The organism is Pseudoalteromonas sp. SWXJ133, from assembly GCF_015864365.1.
In the GTDB taxonomy this organism is placed as follows: domain Bacteria; phylum Pseudomonadota; class Gammaproteobacteria; order Enterobacterales; family Alteromonadaceae; genus Pseudoalteromonas; species Pseudoalteromonas arctica.
Map to the genome: position 1 here is coordinate 207130 of NZ_JADYXJ010000002.1, position 18121 is coordinate 225250.

An 18121-nucleotide genomic window follows, 5' to 3' on the forward strand; every position below is an offset into this window, starting at 1 on the left:
TTAAAATCAAATATTTACAAAAAAGTACAACAACATACTTAATGCCTATGCATTTACTTTCTTTGGGCTTAAAAAGAGAATTATTTATGAAGCAGTTGGTTATAACTATTTTAGGGAAAGATCGTCCGGGTTTAGTAGAGAGCATCTCATCAGTCGTATTACAAAATCATGGCAACTGGCTTAGTAGTAACTTAAGCCATTTATTAGGTCATTTTGCAGGTATTATTCAACTTGAAGTTGCTGAGGAGCATTTTCAATCATTACAAAGTGCTTTAAATAAGTTACCTAAGTTAGACGTTCGTATTGAAACTGGAAACACAGAGATTGAACCATCAACACTAGAGCAAATTAATCTAGTTATAACAGGTAACGACCGTCCTGGTATTGTTCAAGAACTGGCAAGTGTAATACGTCATAAAGGCGCTAATATTACTCACTTAAATTCAAGACAACAAAGTGCACCTAATTGGGGAGTGCCTATTTTTAGCGCTGTTGCTACCGTTACTTTGCCAAATGGTATGGATAAAGACGAAGTTATTGAAGCATTGGAATCAATTACAAGTGATTTAATTGTAGATACGGAAGAAGTTTAACCTCCATTTATGCGTGCCATACAACTGACACGCATACCACTTTAGTCCATCAAAATGCTCTGCAGATTATTTAACGCAGACATAAAATAAGCCGATGCAACAAGCATCAGCTATTTAAATAATCACCTTAAAGCTAATAAGAGCGAGATAAACTCAGTAATCCCGCTCTTTTATAAAGCTACATATCCATATGACGATTAGTACTTTGCATCATTTGCTTTATACCTTGCTTTTCAAGCTCTAGTATTTGTTGAAGCTTTTCTTGCCCACTTTCGGTTTCGGCGCGTTCAAGTAAGTATTCATATAACTCAATCACTTTTTGATGTTGCTGTGCTAAATAGCCTTGAATGACTTCTTCATCGAATTGCTGATCTTTACTAATGTCTTCAAAAGTAATTAGCTCAGGATTTTTAGCAAAGTATTCATAACTGTACGTATCGAGCGTATTTATTTCAGTTATCGCTTTAAACCCGACTAAATCTTCGGCGAGTTTTTTTTCGTAATCTAGGTAGTAGTCCACCAGCATTGCATTATGTTCATCGAGTAAGTCCTTTACGCTATAAAAATTAGCCGCCATTTGCGTATGAAACAAAACGGTCCAATCGTATACCTCTTTAATTGTTTTAACTTGCATGTGCATTCCTTACTTAGTTGACTGTATAGGTAATACACTGCGTAAAGCGTGCCAATTAAAAAGCTATTTAAAAACAGTTAGTTAATTTAAATATTAATAATAACTAGCTCTTTAACAGAACAACTTACAAATTATAGGTAATTTTTATAGAGCAATGCGTGGGTAGTAACGGCATTGCTCTATAGTCTTGTTGTTTTATATTATTTAAGTCCTTGTTTGCGCCACAGCAAGTAAACCGCAGGAATAACAAGTAAGGTGAGTACAATTGCACTGCCCATACCGCCAACCATAGGCGCTGCTATTCGGCTCATTACTTCGCTTCCGGTGCCCGTGCCATAAAGTACAGGTAATAAACCTATAATAATGGTCGCGACAGTCATCATAACCGGGCGTACTCGAAGCCCTGCTCCTTCAATGATAGCTTGCTGTAATTGCACTAAGCTAAGCGGTTTTCCGGCTTGCTCTGCTTCGAGGCACTTTTCTTGATAGGCTTGGTTTAAATACACCAACATAATGACCCCAATTTCTACCGCTACCCCAGCTAAGGCAATAAAGCCTACACCTACTGCAACTGAAAAGTTAAAGCCCTCTAAATACATTAGCCATACGCCACCAATCATTGCCAGTGGCAACGTAGCCATAATAATAGTGACCTCAGCAAAGCTTCTAAAATTAAGGTAAAGCAATACAATAATAATCGCTAATGTAAGTGGTAATACATAAATCAGTTTGTCTTTAGCGCGCTGCATGTATTCATACTGCCCAGCCCACGTAATTGAGTAGCCAGCAGGTAGTATTAGGTCTTTATCGAGTACTTGCTGAGCGTGATCAACGTAAGTACCAATATCAACGCCATCTATATCAATAAAACTCCAACCGTTTAAACGTGCATTTTCGCTTTTTATACCAGGCGGTCCATCTTCAATAAATACATCGGCTACATCACCAAGTGCTATACGCTGCCCTGTAGGCGTTACAATAGGTAACAACATTAACTCTTCTGGCGAGTCTCTGTATGCTTGCGGATAACGTAAATTAACAGGGTAACGCTCTTGCCCTTCTACCGTTTGTGTTACGTTTGTACCACCTATTGCAGTAGATACAACTTGCTGTACGTCGCTAATGTTTAAGCTATAACGCGCGGCTTTTTCACGATTTATATCTACTTTTATATAACGTCCACCGGCTACTCGCTCTGAGTAAACCGATGCGGTGCCTTGCACATCTTTTAAAAGCACTTCTATTTGCTGACCAATTTTTTGAATTTCACTCAACTTTGGTCCCGCAACTTTAATGCCCACGGGAGTTTTAATACCGGTTGCGAGCATATCAATACGTGTTTTAATTGGCATTACCCACGCATTAGTTAGCCCCGGAAACTTAACCAAACCGTCGAGTTCTTTTTTAAGTTTTTCAAGAGTCATACCCTCGCGCCATTCGTCTTTTGGTTTTAACTGAATGAACGTCTCTATCATTGTAAGCGGCGCAGGATCTGTTGCAGTTTCTGCTCGCCCAACTTTACCAAATACCGTTTTAACCTCGGGTACTGTGGCAATTAACTTGTCGGTTTGCTGTAGGATTTCGCGCGCTTTACCTACCGATAAACCTGGATACGTTGTGGGCATATACATTAAATCGCCCTCATCGAGTGGCGGAATAAATTCACTGCCTATTTTGTTTACCGGGTAAAAGCCAATAACAGAAACAACCACCGCGAGTACCAATGTCATTTTTGGAAATTTAAGCACCCAGTTAAGTAGTGGACGATACGCTGCGACGAGTAATCGGTTAACTGGATTTTTTTGCTCCGAAATGACTTTACCTCTAATAAAGTAACCCATTAATACCGGCACTAAGGTAATCGCAAGCCCAGCAGACGCTGCCATAGCATAGGTTTTAGTGTAAGCCAGTGGCGCAAACATACGCCCTTCTTGCGCTTCTAAAATAAATACCGGCATAAAACTGACGGTAATAATTAATAAACTAAAAAATAATGCAGGACCCACTTCACTCGCCGATTTAGCCACAACTTCCCAGCGGTTTTCGTTGGTAAGGGGCGTTTTTTCCATATGTTTATGCATATTTTCAATCATGACGATAGCGCCATCGGTCATTGCGCCTATCGCTATTGCAATTCCTCCTAAAGACATAATGTTGGCGTTAATCCCCTGCCAATACATAATTATAAATGCCGTTAAAATTCCAAGCGGTAACGTAATAATCGCCACCAGCGATGAGCGCACATGAAACAAAAACACCACACACACTAAGGCAACTACAATAAGCTCTTCAATTAGCTTACTTGTTAAATTATCTACCGCGTTATTTATTAAGTTGGAGCGATCGTACACAGGGACTATTTCAACGCCTTCTGGCAATCCCTTTTTAAGCGATTCTAATTTTGCTTTTACAAGCTCAATGGTTTTTTGTGCATTTTCGCCATAGCGCATAATAACAATGCCGCCGGTTACCTCGCCTTCACCATTCAGTTCTGCAATACCACGGCGCATTTGCGGTCCGACTCTAATATCGGCTACATCACGTAATTGCAGCGCAGTACCGTTAGCGTTTATACCAAGCGGAATAGCTTCCAAGTCGGCAACACTCTTAATGTAGCCTGTGCTTGTTACCATGTATTCTGCTTCAGCCATTTCAACTACTGAGGCGCCCATCTCTTGGTTGCCTTGTTGAATAGCGGTTTGAATGAGGCTAAGCGGAATACCATATGCGCGTAATTTATCGGGCTCTACATTGACTTGGTATTGCTTAACCATGCCACCAACAGCAGCCACTTCAGATACACCGGGCACAGTTTGTAGCTCAAACTTTAAAAACCAATCTTGTAAGCTTCGTAGCTGACTAATATCGTGTTTATTTGTTTTATCAATTAGTGCGTATAAGTAAATCCAACCTACGCCTGTTGCATCAGGGCCAAGCTCTGGCGTAGCGCTATCGGGTAATCTACTTGCTACTTGGCTTAGGTATTCTTGTACTCGGCTACGCGCCCAATACAAATCGGTTTTTTCGTCAAAAATAACGTAAACGTACGAGTCTCCAAAAAACGAAAAACCCCTTACAGTTTGTGCACCCGGCACAGAAAGCATTGCTGTGGTGAGCGGAAATGTAACTTGGTCTTGCACTACTTGCGGCGCTTGCCCCGGGTAAGTGGTTTTTATAATGACCTGAACATCAGATAAGTCAGGCAAGGCATCCACGGGAGTATTTTTTACCGCAAACAATCCTCCACCCAATAAAATTAATGTAAGCAACAACACAAAAAAGCGATTGCTAACAGACCAGCGAATAATGGCTGTTATCATAATGGCTCCTAGTGAGAACTATGTTGCATAGTAGAATGATCAATCGGCTCTGCGTTTTGCGCTTTAGTAATTACAAATTCATCGTTAATAATGCTAAAAGTAAAATTAATATACTGGGCATTTTCAAACTGACTAATATCAATATCTGGCGCTAATACAAAGTCCATTGTGGCGGGTTCTCGATTCCATTTTTCAATGGCTTCTCGGCTAATATTAATAATGCGATTTTGTATGTCTATGGCGTTAATAGTGCCGTTAACCGTGGCGCTTTGTGGCTGCATATCCATGTTCATATTTGAGTCTGAACCAGAATCCGAGCTGATACCAGAACTAGGTATTTCCATTCGTTTAAAGTCAGAGCTTTTACTCGACTCAGAGTCTATTAAAAATTGTGCTGAGGTCACTACCGTGTCACCTGTCATTACGCCTGACAAAATGACCGCTTCATTACTATTAATTTGCCCAACTTCAACTTCTACCGATTTAAAACGACCCTCACCTAATGCAATAACCACACGATTTTGATGCTGCGTGCGAATTACCGCTTCTTTAGGGACTGTAAATTGCGCCTTACTCGCTTTAACGTGAATGCTCACTTGTGCAAACATATTTGGTTTTAACCGATGATCTGCATTTTCAAACCTGAGCCTTACACGCAGAGTCCGGTTTTTAGCATCAAGCGCGGGGTAAATGTAATCAACCTTACCTTCCCACTTTTGACCTTTTAAGTAATCAAGCGTCATCGTTACAGGTAAACCAACGCTCACTTGTTCTGATTGGCGCTCGAACACTTCCGCCTCTACCCATATTTCATCTAGCTGGGCAATGCTCATCATTGATGTACCTGGTTTAACATAAAAGCCTTCTCGTACTGTTAGCTCATCTACCACACCACTTTGCTTTGCGTAAAAAGTTATATTTTGCATTATCTTTTTATTTTTTTGTAAGCGCTCGATAAATCCATCAGACACATTTAACGACTCTAAACGCGCCTTTGCAGCGCGAATTAACACGGTATTATTACGATTAACTGCCAATAAAAGCTCTTCCTGTGCGTTCACCAATTGTGGTGAATACAATGTATATAAAGGCTCACCGGCTTTAACTTCTGCGCCTTGTGCTTTAACATATAAACTTTCAATCCAGCCTTCTACACGCGGATGAATGTGAATAAGTTGGTCTTGGTTATACTGCACATAACCCACAGTATTTATATCGCTGTGAAGTGTTTTAAGCTCTACTTTGGCAGTTCTTACACCAAAGTTATTAACGACTGCAGGCGAAATAGTTACAGCACCTGGTCCATCCTGAGCGTTGCTAGCGTTTTCATACACAGGTACTAAATCCATTCCCATTGGCGAAAGCCCTGGCGCGTCACGCCTGTAATTACTATCCATAGGGGCTACCCAATATAAGGGCTGTTTGTCAGCGCTTTGTTGTTCATTCATTGCCGAGTTGCTAGGTGAAAACTGCATTACTAAGCCGCCTATTAACCCAAAGGCGCCTGCGCCAACTAAGGCGGCAACAAGTAACTTTAAATTAGTATTCATTGTGTAATTCTCCAGTTTGCTCGCTCATTACTTGGGGGTCTAAGCTACTTGCATAATAATTTAGGCGGGCGGTAATAATATGTTGATCTACTTGAATATTCAGTGCATCAATTTTGGCGTTAAGTTCACTAATACGCGCGCGCATCACGTCAGAAAAATCCCCGTCGTCGCGTGTATAAGCATTTAGTGTTGCCTGAGATTGCTCTGACATTTGCGGTAATAACGTATTTTGATAAAGCGCATCGCGTTTTTGCAAACGAGCGAGTTGGCTAAACTCCTTAAAGTACATGCCTTTGAGTTTTTGAAGCGCCACCAGCTTTTGTGTTTTAATAGCTTCTGCACTCGCAATAGCCGATTTAACTTGTTGATCTTGTCTGTTATCAGTAAACAATGGCAAATCAATGCTAAATCCTACAGAGAGTAAATCAGCTCGCGACTCACCCATCGGGGTATCATCTCGGTAACCATAACCCACATTAACGCCCATCTGAGGTTTGTAGCTTTGCTTAGCGAGTGCAACTTCGGTTTGCTTTGCCGTTACGGTTTTATCTATCGCAATAATTGCGGGATGCGCCATAAGCAACTGTATTAGCTCATTAAATTCAAGGCTCGCAAAATCAACCAGCCCTGCGGTTTTAGTAAACTCAGTATTTAAAGGCTGCATAAGCATATTTATAGGTAACCACTGTGCTAAACGGTTTTTAGCACTTTCAAATTGCTGCTCAAGCATAACCAGCTTATCTTCAAGACGGGTGAGTTCTAATTGCGCACGAATAATATCTTGCTGACGTGTTTTACCTAAGGTGCTTGCGTAGCTTGCTTCGGTAATGTCAATAAGTTGAGTAAATAGCCCTTTATCTTGCTCAATTAAAGCAATACTTCGCTGAGCACGATACGCGTTTAACCACGACTCAATCACAATTGCTTTTACTTGTGCTAAGCGATCGGCGCGCTGCCAAGGGTATTGTTGAGCAGACTGTGCTAATGCTTTTTGTCTAAGCGCTAAACTATTCCCTCGGCTAAACTTTTGGCTCAAATCAACTTTAAGCTGCGTCATCCCTTCTTGATCAAACGCATAACCGTTAGTAGGTAAGTTGAGTAAGCCAACCGTTAAAACAGGATCGGGTAAGGTGCCAGCGGCAATGCTTTGCGCTATTGCTGCATCTTCTTGGTAGCCACTCGCTTTTAGCCATGGCTCATACGTTAGCGCATAATTAAGCGCTTGCGTTAAGCTAAGCGTTTGCTCATTACTAGTTTGCTTTAGTATTTCGGTATTTAGGTTATTTTGCGCATTAACAGCGGTGCTAAATAACACAACACTACATAATACGACTTTAATACTTACAGCGTGGTTCATCACCGGCTCCATCTAAAAAATAAAAGAAAATCTTAAATTAGGAAGCAAAAAAGGTGTTTTAGGAGTTACCAATAAGCGGGGTTACCGCAATTTTTACATACACCTATCCTGCTATTAAGCAGACATAGGAGGGCGGTAGAGTGAACGAGGTATATTAATTTGTGTAGTAAATACACGTACATTTACTTTTTCAGATTCAAGTAAAGTAACGCTAAATAAAGTATCAACATTAAGCATTGAGTTAGCAGCGCAGCCACTCATAGGGCATTTACAGTCATTTTGTGGCGTACTTTCGTCGTCGCAACAATCCATCTGCATCATATTTTCAGACATGCTAACGACAGCTGTTGCATCACTACTTTGTATCATTGGCATTTGGGCATGCGTTGCTGTTTTAGTTGGCATATGTGGCATTTCGCATACCATAGCTACAGACGCAACTGCCTGACCCACAAAAGTGAGCAGTAAAGTTATCATGAGTAAACTAGAGTAAAAACGTTGCAACATTATGCCTTTTAATAAACTTTAAAATGATTGTAAGGTAACCTAACGGCAACCACAAATACTTTAATTATGTAGACTGCGGTTTAGCAGGTGTTTTAATTAAGTTACTCGCGATAATTGCAAATATACAATATGCGCTAAAATACCAAAACCCTTCACCAAATCGTGCATTCATAACAAGTAGCTCACCACTTTTACCATGGGCGTTACCTGCTAAGTAAGTCACTATTAATGCAATAACAAATACATCAACCATGCTCCACTTACTTAATGCACAAATAACCAGACCGAGCTTTTGCTTAAACCCATTCAAAGGTAGGCAACAATAAAGCAATTGTAATAGCAGCTTCAAGCTTGGAATAACAATAGAAAACAAACCCACTAAAGCGGCTACAAATAAATTATTATTGCTAGCAAGCTCTTTAACTGTGCCTAAAATACTTTGTGTTTTGTTATAGGCGCTAATCTCGCCTTCTAACTTATCAAGCCCTAGCATGTTCGAGAACATCATTAGCATACTGCGAGTTCGACCATCGCCCTCTTCAGCCAGCATTTCAATACCCGCTTGCGCTAGTTTTGATTTATCTATGTTGCCCTCTATTGTTAATACTGGTTTTGTAATACCAGGAAACAATAAACAAAGAGCAACCACTACACTTATAACCGACAACCAATTACGCATATTTATTCTGCAATAGCCTCTAAAACTTCATCACTATAAAGCATTGCATCTAAAGTGAAACTATAAACATCTTCTACTGTTAAATCAGAGTTCATTTTTAATACTATGGGCTTTAATTGGCTATATTCTTTTTTCTCAATAAGCCTAACTAACTTTAGGCACTCACCTAAGCTGCCTTTTGAAAAAAGAAGAGCGTCTGTAATAATTGAATCGAAGGTAAACTCTTTAATTATTATACTTAACTCGGCATCTAAAATAGCGTCTAGTACTGAAAATAGTCCGACTAAGTAACCTTGCTGACTTAAATTCTTATCTACTTTCTTTAATATTAGCAACATTGATTGCGCGCGCATCAAAGCTAACTTTGTTAATTCCGACGGTTTCTCGAGCCCAAGCTCACTGAGCGCTAATACTCGAACAAATTGCCTAATTGTATCCTCACCTAAATAAACCACAGCTTGAGGGATAGAAGTAATATGTAAATTAGCATTACCAATACGAAAATTAGCCAGCTTTAAAATTCTAGCAGTAATTGCTACATCCTTAGCTACGCGCTGATGTACCTCTTCAAAGCAAAGGTGCTCTTTCGCAGTACAACGTAAAAGCTCAAATACAGTAACTTTAGATGGTTCAATACCACTGTAAACGACCATTTCTGGTCGAGCAAAAAAATATCCTTGGAAGTAATCACATCCTGAACCTTCAAGCACCTTAAATTGTTCATAAGTTTCTATTCGTTCAACAATGATTTTTATGTCTGGGAACTCGCACTTTAACTCTTTAATACGTACATTTGTTTTTTCGATAGGAGCATCAATTTCAAGTTTTACATAAGTAACAAGCTTTAGTAAAGGAAGCCATTTAACGTCGCCATCATAATCATCTAAAGCAAATACATAGCCATCCTTTTTTAAGTCTTTCACTCTTTGGGCAATCAAACTAATATTACTTGCCCTTTCAACTATTTCTATCACCGTATCGGCCGGGTTGAGTAACTTAGGAAAGTCATTTAGCAAAGCATCCGTAGATAAATTAATAAAAGCGCGCTGCTTAGCAGTTAGCTTCTCAAAATCCACAAGCATTAAGGTATTGAAAAAAAGTCGACTAGTTGCCTGCTCATCTGAAATATTTATAGGATATACATTTTCTTCAGAATCTCTGTAAAGCAATTCATATGCAAAAAGCTCTTTTTTAATATTAAGAATAGGCTGTCTGGCAACATGATGCTTTAGTAACTTGTCTTCGTGAACTTTACTCGATGGTTTCAATGATACAACCTCTTTAAATACATTAACCAAACCTAGTCGATAACTATAGTAGTAGATCTACGTATAGACAAAATTGAAATATTTAAATTATGCATATACCCACACAAAATTAAGGGACTAATGGCACAGAGCTCGTGTTTTGGAGTATAATAGCAGCAAATGTTAACTCGACCAGAACCAGAAAGAGCCCCATGAGTATTGAAAAAGCCTTAATCGAACGTAGTAATAATCAATGTGAATTGTGTGCAGCCACCGAGAACTTATCTGTTTATGAAGTACCACCGGTAACTGAAACCCACTCAGATAAATGTATTTACACGTGTCAAACATGTAAAGATCAAATCGAGAATAACAGCGAAATAACGCCTACACATTGGCACTGTTTAAACGATAGCATGTGGAGCCAAACTCCTGCAGTACAAGTTGTAGCTTACAGAATGCTTTCGCGTTTAGCGCCTGATAATGGCTGGGCACAAGATGCGCTAGACATGATTTACCTTGAAGAAGACACGCTAACCTGGGCTAAAAAATCACTTGCTGAAGATGACGATTTAAAGCATGTAGATAGCAACGGTGTAGTACTTCAAGCAGGCGATACTGTTACCCTAATTAAAGACTTAGACGTTAAAGGCAGTAGCCTTACCGCTAAACGTGGAACAGCTGTTCGTAATATTGGCCTAACCAGCAACCCTGAACATATTGAAGGGCGAGTTGACGGCCAGCGCATTGTTATTTTAACTAAGTTTGTTAAAAAATAATCGTTTGTTTTTAATTATTAAAGGCGCTAATGCGCCTTTTTTTATGTTTAAAATAAGTTAAGGAATGATTAAGTAACTAGGTAATACACTAAGGACATAATATTGAGTAAGGATAACCAACATGGAAAAGCATCAAGCAGTATCTTCGCGTAAAAAGGCAGTTGCAGGGATTGGCTTATTGGCGCTTAGCGCTTTTGCAGTAACTGGCTGCGGTGAGCAAACTAAATCGACTGAAAACACAGAAATTGCAGAAGCAATAACCAGCCTAACTATCCAAGCTAGCTACAAAGATCGCAGTATGCTTCGCCCTGGCTCGCAATTAATAGTTACGCTTTCCAATGTATCTAAAATGGATGTAAAAGCCGATATAATCACACAAGAAGTGATTGATGTAACCCAAGCCCCGCCATTTACCGTTGAGCTAATTTATGATGCCAGCAAAATTAGCGATAAACATCGCTATAGCCTAAGCGCCAGAATTATAAATAAAGACAAAGTGCTTTACACAAGTACAACAAATCATGACCCGTTTGCAGAATCACAGTTAACTACCCCCTATAAAATTGAGCTTTCAAAAGTGTCGACTCAAAAACCCGATGTAACACTCACAAATACTTACTGGAAAGCAATAACAATAAATGCTCAAACTGTGAATGTTACAACTAAAGAACCATTCATTCAGTTCAATAAAGACCACCGCGTTAATGGCTTTTTAGGCTGTAATAATTTTAGCGGAAGCTATAGTACCGAGCAGCAAACAATTACACTTAGTCAGCTAGCAAGTACAAAAAAGATGTGCTCGGATAATATGAGCCAAGAAGCGGCTATGTCTGACGTACTTAGCAAAACTTCAAAGTGGGAAATAACAGGTGAATCACTAAAACTTAAAAACAGTCGCGGTAATACGCTTGCTACTTTTAGTGCGGTTTATTTTAATTAATATTTAGCTCCCTTATATATATTACCTAACACATTCGTATTAATTTTAAATAAAATGCCCAGCAAAGCTGGGCATTTTATTATTCGTTATAAGCGCTATTTAAAGTTACTCATCAACGAGTTGTTCACTTCGGTAAAAACCACTTGGCTCACTTAACAAACTAACAAGTTCAGGCATTATCGCATCCATTGTTTGCTTTAGCTTCCATGGAGGATTAATTACAATCATGCCCGATGCTGTCATACCGTGTACGTCAGTATCCGCTTCAGTGCCTAATTCAAATAACTGAATGTTGCGCATTCCTGAATTAATTAAGCCCTGCTCCATATTATCAATGCGTTCTCTATCTACAACCGGATACCAAATCATGTAAGTACCTGTAGCAAAACGCTGATGAGCTTTAACTAAGGTTTTTACAACCGTTTCGTAGTCATCTTTAATTTCGTATGGAGGATCAATTAACACACACGCTCTGCGAGATGCTGGTGGTAATAAACCAACTAAACCTGCAAAACCATCCTCTCCACGTACACGAATAGATCGCTTACCTTGCATGTTTTCTTCAAGTAATAATAAATCGCGCGGGTGCAGTTCAAAAAACCAACCCTTATCTTGGCGGCGTAAGTAGTGCTCTGCAATTTTTGGTGAACCTGGATAAAACGCAAGTTCGTCAGTGTCGTTAAATGACTTAATTAATTCAATGTATTCATTAAGCTCAGCATGCTCACTTTTATGATGCCAAAGTTTTTCAATACCATCTTGATACTCTTGCGTTTTTTGCGCATCGGCAGCTGCAAGTTCAAAAAAGCCAGCACCTGAATGTGTGTCTATATAATCAAGCGGTTTATCTTTAATTGTTTGATAATTTAGCACTTGTGCCAGTACTAAGTGTTTAAGTACATCGGCAGGATTACCCGCATGAAATGAGTGTCTGTAACTAAGCATTATTTATTTTCGCCATACGCAATTTAATATCGTAAGTGAACCATAAGCACTAGGCTTTGGCAACTTACACCAAGATAAGAGAGTGTTTAAGTGAACCATTTCTGAACAAAAAAGCACATCTGCTGAATTATCCCTTAACGCAAAAGAAAAATCAGCTAAAACCACCGTAAATGCTGGCAAATCAACACACTTTGCTTTACATTTGCATGACATTAATTACAGTTATATGAGCGTCTTTATGAATAACACTACTCTTCAACAACTCGAACAACTGATCGATTCTTTAATCGAACGTAATAACCAATTACAAACAGATGTTGTTACTTTAAAAGAACAGAATACCAAACTAAGCGACGACAACGAATTACTTCAGCTTGAAGCACTAGAAAATGAAGAAAAACAGAAAGATACCAGCACTACTTTATCTGGTCTTCTTGATAAGTTACAAAGCGCACAACAGGCTAGCTAATGTCTGAGCTGCAAAACCAGCGGGTCACTGTTGAGTTGCTAGGTAAAGAGCAGCAATTTGCTTGCCCCGAAGGGCAGGAAGATGCATTAATAGCAGCAGCTAAAAATCTAAATGACTTAGTTGAGAAAATGAAACAGCGCTCAACTGTTAGAAGCGATCAGAAAGCCCTATTAATGGCAGCATTAAACTTGAGCCATGAATTGCTAGAAGCAAAAACACAGGCTACTGTTGAACAACAGCATCAAGACCAAATGATTGATAAACTCAGTCTGCATTTGACAAATGACCCCAAACACCAAAAATAAAAAGCGCATTCTGCGCTTTTTATTTATTATTAAAGTAATTTAATATTAGCGTAGAGATAATAAATGAAGTTAAAACTTTCAAACATAGCCACTTCATGTAAGTACTTACTATTAGTATGCACTTTATTATCAATAGTACCTAGCACCTATGCTGCCGTCACTTGGAATACAATAAACCCTCATATTCAGTTTTTGAAGCAACAAGACAAGCTTCGCTTTTACGACTCTAACCAAGTATTAATTGAAGGCGAAAAATGTGCCCTACTTGTTGATACGAGCGCCAATTTTGCCGCAGTTGAACAACTTGCTGAAGATTTAAAGAAACGCCTTAAAACACCTTTATGCTATTTAATGGCTACCCACCACCATGACGATCACTTGCTAGGTATGGCGGTTATGCAAAATTTTTATCCTGATGCCAAGCTCATTGTTCACCAGCAGGTAAATAAAAATTTTAACCTTTATCAAACAGCATATACCGACAAACTAGACACCTATGAAAAGAGCATTGAGCTGAGCTACCAACGATTAGCGAATGTGCCCAAAGAAGAGCAAGCTAAATGGCGAAATAAGTTAGAGCTTGCAAAAAAACGACTTTTTCGCTGGCAGGAGTATCAGCTTAGCAAACCCGAAATAATAATCGATAATCATAAAACCATCGACCTTGGTGGTTTTGAGGTAACCATTGAGCCGCATCAAGCCCACACTAACGGCGATTTAACTATTACCGCTAATAATGGCAGTGTGCTTATTGGTGGCGATATCGTTGACTGGCTTCCTTACCCTGGACACGGTGAACTTAAAAGTTGGCAAACGTTGCTTAAGCAATATATTAACGACGAAAAGCTCACTATTATTTTACCTGGGCACGGCGGCACATTAACAAAAGAGCAGCTGAAACAGCCACTATCATTTTTAACAGCCATAACAGAGCACGTTAAAAACAATAAAAATCAAAGTATTGAGCAGTTAATGCTGGCGTTTCCTGAATCAGTTATTGAGCCTTATAAACAGGAAGCGCTTAATATAAAATCGAGCAACTTCTTTTTACAAGCTGGTCTAAATCGCGCAAAAAACGCAGAATAACTCAACACAACGGATTGTGTTAAAATAATAAAAGGAATTTACAAAAGTGATCACTATGCGCAGTTTGGTTTTATGTTGTTTGGGTATTTTGTTATTTGGTTGTCAATCAACGGAGCAAGAACCACAAGAAGCTCCACAAATATTTACTCATTTTGAGCCTGACTATACTTATGATATTGATGATGAAGTAGCTCAAACGCCCCAAGTTAATGAGCACGTTACGCCACTTCAATTCAAAAAAACAATCGTAAAAAAGCGCCCACCAAAAACCACCGATCTGTGGGTGCATATAGCCAACAATCTATACTTTACGGTTTATCAAAATCGCGCTTTAAAAAAGCGTATCAGCTGGTATGCAAAGCAACCTAACTACTTACAAACTGTGAGTAAGCGCGCAGCGCCTTACCTGTATCACATCGTAAAAAAAATTGAGCAAAAGCAATTACCTATGGAGCTCGCATTACTACCATTTGTAGAAAGCGATTTTAGACCAACGATAGCCTCATCACAGCAAGCTGTTGGTGTTTGGCAGTTAGTTGGCGCAACAGCGCATCACTTTGGAGTTAAGTCAGACCAATGGTACGACGGTCGCCAAGACGTACTTGCTTCAACCGATGCAGCACTTGATTACTTAAGCTACTTACATAAACGCTTTGATGGTAATTGGCTACATGCTTTGGCCGCTTATAACAGCGGTGAGGGCCGCGTTAAACGCGCAATCGAAAAAAACAAAAAACGCGGTAAAAGCACCGATTACTGGTCGCTTAGCCTGCCAAAAGAAACCGCCGACTACGTACCCAAGTTACTCGCTTTAAGCTATTTAGTTAAGCATCCACAAAAGGGCATTAAACGCCCAAAGCTTGCATATAAGCCATTTACAACACAGATGAATATAGGCCAGCAGTTCGACTTTTCGGTTATAGCTAAGCTCTCTGGTATAGGTTCAAAGCAGTTACACGCGATTAATCAGGGATATTTAAAAAATCAAAGCTCACCTAACGGGCCGCATACTTTACTGCTGCCTATAGGGCAAGAGGCCTTATTAAAAAGTCAGTTTTTTAAATCAAACTTTGCTGGAGAGTACATCGTTAAACAAAACGACACGCTTTACGGTATTGCTAGACGTTTTAGTATGTCGGTAAAAGCTTTAAAACAACTTAATAACAAAAATAATAATTTAATAGGCGTTGGAGAAAAGTTATTAGTTGGACAACCTAAAACCCTGCCAAGCACATTAACAGTTGATTACAAAATTAGCCCTTATTTAGAACACCAAGAGATTGCGATTCCCACCATTGAAATAGATTACGAAGTTAAGTCGGGCGATAGCCTTTGGAGTATAAGTCAGCTTTACGATGTACCTCATAGCGACTTGGCAAAATGGAACAAACTCTCTGCATCAAGTATTTTAAAGCCAGGCACTCAATTAGTGCTGTTTATACCACAGGCTGAGAAGCAAAAAGCAGCCCCAACAAAAAAAGATTTTCTGCTAAATTTACAAAAAACACTAAATCAGCCACGTTAAGTTTATAAACAAGTATATTTCGCGTAAAATTGCGCCCTAACATAGTTATTATTTGAAGAGACAAGCATGCAAATTAGCAAAAATTCAGCAGTTGAATTTCATTACACCCTTAGCGAAGCGGGCGAGCAAATTGAAAGTAGCAAAAACGAAGCGCCACTTACTTACATTCATGGCAGCGAAGGCATGCTTCCTGGTTTAGAAAAAGCACTTGAAGGCAAAGAAGCTGGCGAAAAATTTAGTGTAACTCTAGAGCCAAGTGAATCATACGGCGAGCGTGTTGATGACTTAATTCAGCGTATTCCGTTAAAGCACCTACAAGGCGACGTTAAAGTATGGAAACCTGGTATGACAGCAATGGTTAGCTCTAACCAAGGTCGTCATCAGGTTACTATTGTTAAAGTTGGTCGTTTTAACGCAGATTGTGATTTAAACCACCCATTTGCTGGTAAAACGCTAGCGTTTGACGTTGAAGTTATATCGGTACGTGAAGCAACAAGTGAAGAAGTTTCTCACGGACACGTGCACGCTGAAGGCGGCTGTGGTCACTCTCACTAGTTAGCAATAAAGGAAGTAAGTATGTCTAAAGTTGCAGTTGTTACAGGTGGTACAAAAGGTATTGGCTTAGCCGTAGTAAAGCGTTTGCTAAACAATGGCTATGAAGTACATAACCTTGATATAGAGCTGAGCGAAATAGGTATATTTCATCAGTGTGATGTAAGTGATGTATCGGCGGTACAAAGCTGTATCAACACTATCTGTGAACAAAGCAAACGTATTGATGTACTTGTTTCTAATGCTGGAAAACACTTAAGCGCAAATATAGAAAGCACCGACGAGCAAACTCTCGATGCACTTTTTGCGCTTAATGTTAAAGGCGCTTATGCCGCAATACAAAGCGTATTGCCAAGCATGAAAGCGCAAAATGGCGGCGCTATTATATTAATCGCTTCCGATCAGGCAATTATAGGGAAGCAAAACTCTTTTGCGTATAACCTAACAAAACATGCCCTTGCCTCAATGGCTAAAACAACAGCGCTTGATTACGCGAGTTTTAATATTAGAGCAAATGCGGTATGCCCTGGCACAATAGAAACCCCGCTTTTTCATAACGCAATAGATGCGTACTGTGCAAAAAGTGGCGCAAACAAAGCTGAAATAGTTGCCGAGGAAGCAAGTCTGCAACCGCTTAACCGATTAGGTCAAGCCGACGAAGTTGCGGCTCTTGTGAGCTTTTTAGCAAGCGACGATGCCAGCTTTATTACTGGCAGCCTGCAAAGCATTGACGGTGGCTACACTGCCCAATGAGTAATCTGCAATGAGCCTAAAAATTATTGACCCACACGTACACTTTTTTAATTTAGTAGAGGGTCAATACTCATGGCTACAAGGCGCTTATCCACCAGCATGGCCAAATTTAGAAAAAATTAAACAGCCAGTAAGTGCACAGCAACTTGTTAAAAGTACTGACTTTGAGCTAGTAGGGCTTGTTCATATAGAAGCCGGATTCGATAACACCTCCCCTATTAACGAGCTAAACTGGCTAGACTCGCATTTAAAAGGTATTCCATTTAAAGCCATTAGCTACAACCAAATTGACTCATCGGCTGATGAGTTTATAAACTCGTTAGAAGCTTTAGCTCATCTGAGTTTGTGTGGCATTAGAGATATAACCGAAGGTACTGACGCAAAGCGTTTATTAGATGCTAATAGCTTTAAAAACCTAACAACGTTATCAGATACCCGACTGCATTTTGAAGCTCAGTTTGATATTGAAAATAGCGAAATAACCAAACAAATAGCTTACTACGCTAAGCAGCTACCGCAACTTCAAATTATAATTAATCATGCAGGGTTGCCGAGTAATTTAAATGATTGGCGACAAGGTGTTGAGTTACTTGCTCAACATAACAACATAGCAATTAAATTCTCTGGTTTTGAATTACTACAACTCACCAGCGAGCAACAAGCAGCGTGTTTTAATTTTCTTTTTAATCACTTTGGCCAGCAACGTATTATGTTTGCTAGCAACTTCCCTGTGTGCCAAATAAATACAAGCTACAACAACTTATGGCACTGCCATAAGGCGTTATGCTCAAACGATAAGACATGGCATGACCTTAGCTATGCAAACGCTAAGCACTACTACCAAGTGTAAGTAAAACTAGTTATATTAAACTCTCTTTTT

The 18121-nt window shown here is 39.5% G+C and carries 18 protein-coding genes; 10 read left to right on the plus strand and 8 right to left on the minus strand.

What is annotated here, in order from left to right:
• Window positions 1-86 precede the first annotated feature (86 nt).
• A complete protein-coding gene (locus I6F40_RS02480) occupies window positions 87-593 on the plus strand; it encodes a glycine cleavage system protein R (protein WP_007586460.1) in 507 nt (168 codons plus the stop codon).
• Window positions 594-771: 178 nt separating this feature from the next.
• Here the strand turns inward: I6F40_RS02480 and I6F40_RS02485 are convergent, their stop codons facing one another.
• The 7 genes from I6F40_RS02485 to I6F40_RS02515 all read right to left on the minus strand — a co-directional run bounded on the left by I6F40_RS02485 (window position 772) and on the right by I6F40_RS02515 (window position 9908).
• Window positions 772-1227, minus strand: coding sequence for a hypothetical protein (locus tag I6F40_RS02485; protein ID WP_166376392.1), 456 nt, complete (start codon window positions 1225-1227; stop codon window positions 772-774).
• Window positions 1228-1427: 200 nt separating this feature from the next.
• A complete protein-coding gene (locus I6F40_RS02490; protein ID WP_166376391.1) occupies window positions 1428-4547 on the minus strand; it encodes an efflux RND transporter permease subunit in 3120 nt (1039 codons plus the stop codon).
• A gap of 8 nt (window positions 4548-4555) precedes the next feature.
• Window positions 4556-6097 carry an efflux RND transporter periplasmic adaptor subunit gene (locus I6F40_RS02495; protein WP_166376390.1) on the minus strand — a complete coding sequence of 514 codons (1542 nt, stop codon included), beginning with the start codon at window positions 6095-6097 and terminating at the stop codon, window positions 4556-4558.
• The gene (locus tag I6F40_RS02500) at window positions 6087-7454 is read right to left on the minus strand and encodes a TolC family protein (RefSeq protein ID WP_166376389.1); all 1368 of its coding nucleotides are present in this window, start codon (window positions 7452-7454) and stop codon (window positions 6087-6089) included. The genes I6F40_RS02495 and I6F40_RS02500 overlap by 11 nt, the downstream gene beginning before the upstream one ends.
• 114 nt (window positions 7455-7568) lie before the next feature.
• On the minus strand, window positions 7569-7931 hold the full coding sequence (locus I6F40_RS02505; RefSeq protein WP_308304262.1) for a hypothetical protein: 363 nt from the start codon (window positions 7929-7931) through the stop codon (window positions 7569-7571).
• Window positions 7932-8025: 94 nt separating this feature from the next.
• Window positions 8026-8640, minus strand: a complete 615-nt coding sequence (locus I6F40_RS02510; protein ID WP_166376388.1) for a paraquat-inducible protein A — start codon at window positions 8638-8640, stop codon at window positions 8026-8028.
• Window positions 8641-8642: 2 nt separating this feature from the next.
• Window positions 8643-9908, minus strand: a complete 1266-nt coding sequence (locus I6F40_RS02515) for an EAL and HDOD domain-containing protein (RefSeq protein ID WP_166376525.1) — start codon at window positions 9906-9908, stop codon at window positions 8643-8645.
• A 191-nt stretch (window positions 9909-10099) separates the two neighbouring features.
• On the opposite strand from I6F40_RS02515, the gene I6F40_RS02520 reads away from it, so the two are divergent.
• Together I6F40_RS02520 and I6F40_RS02525 are read left to right on the plus strand one after the other, a co-directional pair.
• Window positions 10100-10666, plus strand: coding sequence for a PhnA domain-containing protein (locus tag I6F40_RS02520; RefSeq protein WP_166376387.1), 567 nt, complete (start codon window positions 10100-10102; stop codon window positions 10664-10666).
• Between the two features lie 121 nt (window positions 10667-10787).
• Window positions 10788-11606, plus strand: coding sequence for an META domain-containing protein (locus I6F40_RS02525; RefSeq protein ID WP_101164326.1), 819 nt, complete (start codon window positions 10788-10790; stop codon window positions 11604-11606).
• Between the two features lie 105 nt (window positions 11607-11711).
• Here I6F40_RS02525 and I6F40_RS02530 read toward each other — a convergent pair whose 3' ends face one another.
• Window positions 11712-12551 carry a 23S rRNA (adenine(2030)-N(6))-methyltransferase RlmJ gene (locus I6F40_RS02530; protein ID WP_166376386.1) on the minus strand — a complete coding sequence of 280 codons (840 nt, stop codon included), beginning with the start codon at window positions 12549-12551 and terminating at the stop codon, window positions 11712-11714.
• 238 nt (window positions 12552-12789) lie between these two features.
• Between I6F40_RS02530 and I6F40_RS02535 the strand changes: the two genes are divergently transcribed.
• From I6F40_RS02535 to I6F40_RS02565, 7 genes are all read left to right on the plus strand, one after another.
• Entirely contained in the window at window positions 12790-13020 is a 231-nt protein-coding gene (locus I6F40_RS02535; RefSeq protein ID WP_166376385.1) for a cell division protein ZapB, read from the plus strand.
• Window positions 13020-13325 (plus strand): cell division protein ZapA, encoded by a 306-nt coding sequence (locus I6F40_RS02540; protein WP_166376384.1) that lies wholly within the window; start codon window positions 13020-13022, stop codon window positions 13323-13325. Before I6F40_RS02535 ends, I6F40_RS02540 begins: the two co-directional genes overlap by 1 nt.
• A 63-nt stretch (window positions 13326-13388) precedes the next feature.
• The gene (locus I6F40_RS02545; RefSeq protein ID WP_166376383.1) at window positions 13389-14411 is read left to right on the plus strand and encodes an MBL fold metallo-hydrolase; all 1023 of its coding nucleotides are present in this window, start codon (window positions 13389-13391) and stop codon (window positions 14409-14411) included.
• A gap of 55 nt (window positions 14412-14466) precedes the next feature.
• Window positions 14467-15936 carry a LysM peptidoglycan-binding domain-containing protein gene (locus I6F40_RS02550; RefSeq protein WP_166376382.1) on the plus strand — a complete coding sequence of 490 codons (1470 nt, stop codon included), beginning with the start codon at window positions 14467-14469 and terminating at the stop codon, window positions 15934-15936.
• Window positions 15937-16002: 66 nt separating this feature from the next.
• Window positions 16003-16491, plus strand: coding sequence for an FKBP-type peptidyl-prolyl cis-trans isomerase (locus I6F40_RS02555; protein ID WP_166376381.1), 489 nt, complete (start codon window positions 16003-16005; stop codon window positions 16489-16491).
• Between the two features lie 21 nt (window positions 16492-16512).
• The gene (locus tag I6F40_RS02560) at window positions 16513-17241 is read left to right on the plus strand and encodes an SDR family NAD(P)-dependent oxidoreductase (protein WP_166376380.1); all 729 of its coding nucleotides are present in this window, start codon (window positions 16513-16515) and stop codon (window positions 17239-17241) included.
• A 10-nt stretch (window positions 17242-17251) separates the two neighbouring features.
• Window positions 17252-18091 (plus strand): amidohydrolase family protein, encoded by an 840-nt coding sequence (locus I6F40_RS02565; protein WP_166376379.1) that lies wholly within the window; start codon window positions 17252-17254, stop codon window positions 18089-18091.
• Window positions 18092-18121 lie beyond the last annotated feature (30 nt).

Coding starts and splice junctions, on each gene's coding strand:
- I6F40_RS02480 (WP_007586460.1), top strand. CDS start 87: ATGAAGCAGTTGGTTATAACTATTTTAGGGAAAGATCGTCCGGGTTTA.
- I6F40_RS02485 (WP_166376392.1), bottom strand. CDS start 1,227: ATGCAAGTTAAAACAATTAAAGAGGTATACGATTGGACCGTTTTGTTT.
- I6F40_RS02490 (WP_166376391.1), bottom strand. CDS start 4,547: ATGATAACAGCCATTATTCGCTGGTCTGTTAGCAATCGCTTTTTTGTG.
- I6F40_RS02495 (WP_166376390.1), bottom strand. CDS start 6,097: ATGAATACTAATTTAAAGTTACTTGTTGCCGCCTTAGTTGGCGCAGGC.
- I6F40_RS02500 (WP_166376389.1), bottom strand. CDS start 7,454: ATGAACCACGCTGTAAGTATTAAAGTCGTATTATGTAGTGTTGTGTTA.
- I6F40_RS02505 (WP_308304262.1), bottom strand. CDS start 7,931: ATGATAACTTTACTGCTCACTTTTGTGGGTCAGGCAGTTGCGTCTGTA.
- I6F40_RS02510 (WP_166376388.1), bottom strand. CDS start 8,640: ATGCGTAATTGGTTGTCGGTTATAAGTGTAGTGGTTGCTCTTTGTTTA.
- I6F40_RS02520 (WP_166376387.1), top strand. CDS start 10,100: ATGAGTATTGAAAAAGCCTTAATCGAACGTAGTAATAATCAATGTGAA.
- I6F40_RS02525 (WP_101164326.1), top strand. CDS start 10,788: ATGGAAAAGCATCAAGCAGTATCTTCGCGTAAAAAGGCAGTTGCAGGG.
- I6F40_RS02530 (WP_166376386.1), bottom strand. CDS start 12,551: ATGCTTAGTTACAGACACTCATTTCATGCGGGTAATCCTGCCGATGTA.
- I6F40_RS02535 (WP_166376385.1), top strand. CDS start 12,790: ATGAATAACACTACTCTTCAACAACTCGAACAACTGATCGATTCTTTA.
- I6F40_RS02540 (WP_166376384.1), top strand. CDS start 13,020: ATGTCTGAGCTGCAAAACCAGCGGGTCACTGTTGAGTTGCTAGGTAAA.
- I6F40_RS02545 (WP_166376383.1), top strand. CDS start 13,389: ATGAAGTTAAAACTTTCAAACATAGCCACTTCATGTAAGTACTTACTA.
- I6F40_RS02550 (WP_166376382.1), top strand. CDS start 14,467: ATGCGCAGTTTGGTTTTATGTTGTTTGGGTATTTTGTTATTTGGTTGT.
- I6F40_RS02555 (WP_166376381.1), top strand. CDS start 16,003: ATGCAAATTAGCAAAAATTCAGCAGTTGAATTTCATTACACCCTTAGC.
- I6F40_RS02560 (WP_166376380.1), top strand. CDS start 16,513: ATGTCTAAAGTTGCAGTTGTTACAGGTGGTACAAAAGGTATTGGCTTA.
- I6F40_RS02565 (WP_166376379.1), top strand. CDS start 17,252: ATGAGCCTAAAAATTATTGACCCACACGTACACTTTTTTAATTTAGTA.